5 protein-coding genes are annotated in these 5,809 nt (G+C 59.7%); all 5 read right to left on the bottom strand.

Annotated features, from left to right (window positions below; all coding sequences use genetic code 11):
* Nucleotides 1-110: 110 nt before the first annotated feature.
* On the bottom strand, nt 111-359 hold the full coding sequence (locus AC5JJ6_RS38260; RefSeq protein ID WP_496047062.1) for a hypothetical protein: 249 nt from the start codon (nt 357-359) through the stop codon (nt 111-113).
* On the bottom strand, nt 356-877 hold the full coding sequence (locus AC5JJ6_RS38255; RefSeq protein WP_496047061.1) for a hypothetical protein: 522 nt from the start codon (nt 875-877) through the stop codon (nt 356-358). Before AC5JJ6_RS38255 ends, AC5JJ6_RS38260 begins: the two co-directional genes overlap by 4 nt.
* Nucleotides 874-2,973: a hypothetical protein gene (locus tag AC5JJ6_RS38250; protein WP_496047060.1), complete on the bottom strand. Its 2,100-nt coding sequence runs from the start codon at nt 2,971-2,973 to the stop codon at nt 874-876. Before AC5JJ6_RS38250 ends, AC5JJ6_RS38255 begins: the two co-directional genes overlap by 4 nt.
* A 44-nt stretch (nt 2,974-3,017) precedes the next feature.
* The gene (locus AC5JJ6_RS38245; RefSeq protein WP_496047059.1) at nt 3,018-4,835 is read right to left on the bottom strand and encodes a hypothetical protein; all 1,818 of its coding nucleotides are present in this window, start codon (nt 4,833-4,835) and stop codon (nt 3,018-3,020) included.
* Nucleotides 4,835-5,809, bottom strand: a 975-nt coding sequence (locus tag AC5JJ6_RS38240; protein ID WP_496047058.1) for a tyrosine-type recombinase/integrase, incomplete at its 5' end; no start/stop codon positions are given. The genes AC5JJ6_RS38245 and AC5JJ6_RS38240, both read right to left, overlap by 1 nt.

The following is a 5,809-nucleotide window of genomic DNA, read 5'->3' as shown; positions in this document are numbered from 1 at the left end:
CCGGCCTCACCCTACCCGAAGCCACCCAGGCGGGCGACCGATGCAACAAGGTGGCGATGCCCTGCACAAACACGCCATCTCATACTTTTGCGAAAAGGCATGTCGCGGACTTATGGTTCGGGCCGCTGATCGTAGGCCTCGGGGCTGAGGCTGGCGGCCGCTTGCTCTGCGGCGGCATTGGCCGCCGGGTTCTTGTAGAGCTGCCGGTCCACGCCTGCAGCCAGGGCAGTGTCCGGCATATTGGATTTGCCGTCCCGCTGCGGGAGGTGCTGTCCTGTTGCCGCTAGATCCTCAAGGTAGGCTCGGATGCGATCCGCATTCTCTGCGCCGGCCTGTTGACCACTCTTGATTGCGGTCACCTCTTTCGTCCCCCACGTGGACTTGTCGGAATTTTAAGCACGAGTGTGGAGCCGCGGTGTTGCTCCTCTTCGCCCGCCGCTTGATCGGGCGCGTGGGCCTTTGCGGCGGCGAGTTCCCGCTCCGCGCTCGTGGCCCGGCGCTCCGCTTCGATCAGGCGGGCCAGCAGCAACGCCTGTTGGCATTGCGAGACCTGAATCTCACTACGGAGCTTCATATTCGCCGCTCGGTAGGAGGCTGCCAATCTTGACACAGTGGTCACAGGCTTGTCCTCGCCTCGGCCAGCCTTGAGAATGCGCGCCCGAATATCTGGGAAACGACAATCCTCGCTACCAATGAGAGTCCGCGACCTTTTGGCTTCCAGAGCAACGGATTTGATCGTGATCTTCAGCTTTTTCTCTCTAACCAGCTTCTTGAGTTGCTGGTTCTTGGGCCTTCCGTCCATCAGCCGGTTCAGCGCATCAGACAGGTCTTGGTATGCCGCCTCGGAGCGGCGGCCGCGTTCCGCCTTTGCGGTCACGGGGCATGTCCTTTTATAGGTCCGGCCCCCTGGCTCGCGCCGTCAGACAAAGCGCGGATCATGGCCTTGGACTGCAAAACCTTTTTGTGGATGGCTGCCTTGAACGCGGGGCTCAGATCCGCATCCATGTTGTCCCAAGCCTTGCGCAGCCGCGCATAGCGCTCCTCCCAAAATGGCAGATGCCGTTTTAAAACGAGCAGGCGGGAGCAACCGATGCAGACGTCCAGATCCCGATAACCGAAGTTTGGCGTGAGATTCCGCCAAGACGTTGTCCCGGCTTCCCGATGACAGGCGGCCTGTTGGGGAGCCAATGCGATGCCGCAGTTCCCCCATTCCAAGAACCAGAAGTGGATTTGATTTTGACCAACGTAAGTATAAAGAGCGGCAATCACTGCTTCCCTATCTTTGTCTTTGGCGATCTCCTTGATCTGGGCCAGGTGATCGGTAATCAGGCCGCCCAGGCGTCCCGCCGCAGCTACGCGGCCCGTTGAGATCTCATAGAGATCGCGAGCTGTTTCCATCGCCCGTTCGGAGTCCAGATAGCCAAGGAGGGCAGGATCGTTCGTAACGTAAAACTCCATGGTCATCGCCATGGACAAGTGCTTGTAGTGTTGCGTCAGCGCCGGACCGAGGTTTGGATCCGCGTTGAAGATGAACTGCGCGAAGCTCTTCCGCCAGCCATGCGTCCTCAGGACATCCGTCCGGTCCAGCAGAGCGTAATCTACCCAAGTAGCCGCGAAGGCTCGTTGAAGTGCTTGGATCTGGCCGCCGTCGAGGGGCTTAGAGTTGCCAATGAGGTAGTTCCAAGGCCCCCCTGCAGAGCCGATGAACAAGCGGCCGCCTGTCTCGCGGCTGCCCAGAATTCGGGACAGTTCGTACACCCGCTGCAAGGCAAGGACGGGCGGCGGGACGTGGTTTGCTCCTACGACCCTGGCCCCGATAAGCCATTCGGCATGCTCCCTAACCTTCGTTGTCTTAACCAGGAACCCCTTGAGGTAGAATAGCTCGATGGTCGAGGTGTCGTCGACTTTAACCTCGACGCAATCTGGCAGGTCTGTCTTCTCATCCAGCCCGCCTGCTTGCAGCATCTCGATTTCGCTAACTCGCAGGCCCGCTGAGCCTTGAAGCATCATCGACGCCGCGCCCATTACGTCCTGGGCGAGGTCGCGGGCCAACTCGACCGAGGACTCCTTTTTCAAGGTCAGGGTCTTCGCACCGACCCGCTCATGTTCGTCGGTCAGCGGCCCGTGCCACGGTTCGCTCCCATCGAAGGTGGAGAACTTGACCTTCGAGACTAGATACCGCCCAAGGCTTGCCTGGGTCGCCCTATTCTCGCCTGCAGATGCGCGCGCAGCCGGAAGTTCGGCGGCGAGAAACTTTGTTATCTCAATGATATCAGAGGCAGGCCCCTCCAAGAACCACTCGGCCCGGTTCAGGAGAGGGACAAGGATCTCCTTAGGGATCGGCCAGATCTGGCCGAGCGCTGCTTTAGCGAGGCGGTTACCAACCGAGTGATGGGTCTCGCCAGGCCACGGCAGTCCCGGCATGGTCGGGTACCCGGCCGCCTCCAAGCGGGCACGCTCTTCCCAAAACAGGAAGGGCCCGCGGGCATAGCGGGCGATCGAGGAGGACGAGAGCGCTTCGTCCAAGTCCGCATTCGTCTTGTCCTCGATCAGGAAGTCTTCGAACTCGGCGAGCGCGTCATCATCGATCTGGTCCAGACGTGTTCGGCCGCTTGCAACCATCCACCGTACGAAGTAGCGGAGACCGATTGCGATCTCGTTGACAGTTTGTGCTTTTAGACTGTGCCGAAGGCTTGGAAATCTATGCAGGCAGTAGATGACGATCTTTGAGGTTTCGCGGAGCTCTTCGAACTCCGGCTCAAGGAACCTTCGGCCGTCGATGTGAATCTCGAAGTCCCAGTTGGCCGCCGCGTATTCGCGTCCGGCCCTCGCCACATCAGCGAAGTACCAAGTCGAATCGGTCCAACGACTCCACGGGGAGATCCATCCCTTTTGGCGCACCTCATGGCGCTTCAGATCCTCCAGGGTGAGGAGCGGGCCAGCCTTCGTGGGGGCGTCGTCCTGGCTGTCCAAAGAGTGGCCTGCGCTAGCGGCCTTTGTCGCGCGGGGTCGAGCCATCAGGTGAGCGGCGGCAACGTCTTGACTTGCATGCGGACGGCCTCGTTCACGACACCCTCGTCGGCAAACATTGGAAGCCACTCCGTCCGCAGCGTGGCTAGGTGCCGGCTGTATTTGTCACGCCAGTAGTGCGGGGCGAGGTAGTTAATGGCGTCCACGTATTCGGCTTCCATTTGCTTCATCCGCACGAGGTTTGCAGGTACCTGCGTGTTCGTTGTCGCTAGTGGGCAGTCAGGACACTGCCCGTAGGCAGTACAGGGTCGCCCTTCTTTCTGGCCGGCTATCGGACTATGGAATGGGTCCAGGCACCCAAAGCCGGGTGTTGCCGCCTCGACGCTCTCGCCGCGCAGCCGGCGCGTCGGATCGACTGCCCCTCCCGACTTCAGCATCCGCTCCCGTAGGAGCATGGCTTTTCCCATCCTGCGATCATTCCGGGCCCGCGAGTGCGCGCTCTTGTAATGATGATCGAACACCTCGAGCGATGAGTGCGACGCCAACGCAGCGATGGCCTGGACGTCGCCAGCGAAGACCCGGTGAGCCAGATTCAGGCCTGTCACGCGAAGCGATGAGAAGGTCGTTCCCTCAAACCCCTGCTCCTTGCACCAGGCGTTCCAGGCGTATGTGAATCGGCTGTCTTCTGAGCCACTCCCGGTCGTGAGTCCTGTGAAAGCTGAGGGAGCGCCTTCGGCGGCATTGCTCGACATCAAGGTCAAAAAGAGGAAGATCCGATTTCTGAAGCCGTCCTCCACCATGCCTCGCAGATCCTTCGTGTACTCCTTAAGAAACCGAAACATGACGTCCGGGTGATCCGGAGCATCGTCGAGGGCAAAAGAACGGAGCTGTCTCTTTCCCGCTCTCTTCTTGAGAGGAGTAAATATTACGCGCTTGGTTCCGGCCAACTCCGTATAATCCACGTCGTCCAGCGAAAGCTCCGTCAGCACCGCCTTATTGAACAACGTGTAGCAGCCAAAGAGAGCGATGAAGGGCATCTGCGATGAAAGGGTGGGGTGGATTAGTGGCAGGACCTCTTTCCACCCCCCTGCGACTCTCATGATCCTGTGCCAATAAGGAGAGTGGTTTTCCTTGATGTGACGGAAGGACGGGAGCTTGGGACCGAACGTCTCGTACGCCCAGACAGCGCAGTCCGTCCTTGTAATGAGCATCTTCGGCGTCCACTCGGTGGAAGCCCTCCGCCGGTCCAAGGCCAGCCTGAACCTCTCCACGTTCGCCATGATCCGGCGGACCTCCGCGGCGGCCTTAGCGATGATGTCGCCCCAGAGCGCGTCGTCGAGGACCTCGCGCTTGCCGCCCCTGAGGGAAGATCCTGGAAACGGCGCTTTTCGCACGAACAGGTGCGGATCGCGTTTGCCGTCGAGCGCCGGGTCCTTCCAAATTTCATCCACGAGCGAGCGGAGCGGCATAAGCGCGTCATGAGGCCGCACAAGCTCGAGTGATGCCACGTAGGAAATAAGGTCCTCGCAGTCGTAAAAGGTTAGCGTCTCCGGCGTCCGATCATCTAACCCAACCGCCACCATGTGTTTGGCAAACAGCCTGAAATGTTCGGCATTAGTCTTCCTTGTCATGTGGGAGGTTACCGAGCCATTTGTGGCATTCCTGATGTAAGCCTTGATTGCGACTTCCTTCAAACCTGGGACGGCATCCCAAGCGGCGAACGCATCGGTCTTGTACTGAGATTGTGTCTCACGGGGATCATAGATACTTACGATCGTCTTCCCGTTCTCATCGTTAAGAACACGCCCACGTTTGGCATGGGGGAACTCGGCTACACGGTCAAACTGCTGAAATAAACCCTTCATCAGTCGATAACCTGTGTATAGGGAGCAGAGGCGGCAATTTCCCGGAAGTACCGAAGAGCCGCATCGCTGACTTCCGCCTCGAATGTGTTCGTGATTCGAAGGTATGTTCTTGTGGTCGTTTCTTTTTGCGCGTGCCCCAGCATCACTTGGACCGGCTTCCAAGGGTCGGGATTGCCAAGTTTTCGCTCGACCATGTAGCGCCACACGGCCGCTGTGTGCCTCAGATCGTGGATACTATGAGTGGGCCGTTCTGTCGTGCGCATCTCTCCGGTGCTCGGGTCGGTCCGTTCAACACGCTCCACGAACCCTGCTTTCACCACAATCTCGGTGAACCGAGCGGTCAGCCGCTTCTCTGAGAAGACTTCGCCCGGTGCGTGGCGCGACCAAGCATGGTTCAAAAAAAGCGCGGACGGCTTGCGCCCACGGTGGTTCTTTGCATAGATCTCAGCAGCCTTCTCCCGCTCTGCACCATCGATGTAGCGGAGCAGCTCCCGGATCAGCCACACCGGGAAGACTGCATCGCGCGCGCGCTTCGCTCCGCCTTTGACCACGGTGAGCCAGAGCCCTTTCGCGGCGAACTCTTGGCCGGCCTCCTCCTCCGGCAATCTAGGCTCAAGTGACCAGATCTGATAAATTGTGAGAGCGCAGATTTCATGGCGGCGCATGCCGGTGTGAATCGCGATCTCACACATCAGGCGGTCACGGCACGGTGCCTTCTCTGGACGCTCCGGGGCGTAGCCAGGATCGCTTGGAAGCGAGCCGATCGCCTTTCGTAGGCGCCTCCACTCCTCGTAGGTGAAGGGGCGCGCTTGCGGCGCAGACGGCGCGGCGACAACGCCCACCTCCTCTAGATCCAGGTTGCGGGAATCGATTCGCACGTCCCCTCGGGCGTTCGCCCAACGATACAATTCGAGAACGTGAGTAATACCCAGCGCCCGAAGGTCTGACTCTTGGGGCTTGAGCCGGCGCGGTCG

The organism is Skermanella sp. (assembly GCF_059503625.1).
The sequence above is the reverse complement of the archived record's forward strand: the minus strand, read 5'-3'. Positions and strand labels throughout refer to the sequence as shown.